The organism is Leptotrichia sp. OH3620_COT-345 (genome assembly GCF_003932895.1).
In the GTDB taxonomy this organism is placed as follows: Bacteria; Fusobacteriota; Fusobacteriia; order Fusobacteriales; family Leptotrichiaceae; genus Pseudoleptotrichia.
Map to the genome: position 1 here is coordinate 1 of NZ_RQYW01000131.1, position 425 is coordinate 425.

General features: G+C 33.6%; 1 pseudogene. It reads right to left on the bottom strand.

Annotated features, from left to right (window positions below):
- A pseudogene (locus EII29_RS12400) lies at nucleotides 1–425 on the bottom strand (hemolysin); the annotation flags it as partial.

Here is a 425-nt window from a genome sequence, read left to right on the forward strand (position 1 = left end):
TCTCCTCTGTCATTTATTGATTCTTTTATTGCTGTCCCTATATCCTTTATTTCCTGTTTTGCTTTATCCAAATCCTCTTTTAATCTTGAAGGATTTGTCAGGTAATCTATTGTCTGTCCTTCTATATTTATATTTGTACTGTTGTGAGTATCCTTCGTTATTTCATTGGCTTTTGTAATATCTCTGTTAATAGGGGCTCCTGTTGCATTTCCTATTTCTATGTCACCTAATACCGTATTTCTTGATATGCCTTCTTTATCACGTTTTTCCTGATTTATCCCTATTCCGCCTATAGGATTCTTTCCTGCCTTTAGGTTTATTGAACCGCCTGTTGTTGTCAGTGTATCATGATTTTCTATATCTTTTCCTACATATTCATTTATTTTTACTTTACTGTTGCCTTCTTTGCCTATTATTGATCCTGT